Annotated in this window: 1 protein-coding gene; it reads right to left on the bottom strand. The window is 70.9% G+C overall.

Annotated elements, in window-relative coordinates; translation table 11 throughout:
- Nucleotides 1-220: FAD-dependent monooxygenase (locus HA630_RS27125; protein ID WP_208299928.1), on the bottom strand; the 220-nt coding region annotated here is incomplete at both ends.

The following is a 220-nucleotide window of genomic DNA, read 5'->3' as shown; positions in this document are numbered from 1 at the left end:
GGCGGCTGATCTCGCTCTTGGGCGTGATGAAGTCGGTGGCGCGGGTGGAGTTGAGGATGTTCTCGTCCGCCGCGTACTCGCGCTCGGGGCCGTAGGTGGCCAGCAGTTCGGGGCCGGCCCAGCCTTTGAGCAGCCAGTCCAGCTTCCAGGCCAGGTTGTCGGCGTCCTGCACGCCGCTGTTGGCGCCACGGGCGCCGAAGGGCGACACGCCGTGGGCGGC

Source organism: Aquabacterium sp. A08 (assembly GCF_011742065.1).
The sequence above is the reverse complement of the archived record's forward strand: the minus strand, read 5'-3'. Positions and strand labels throughout refer to the sequence as shown.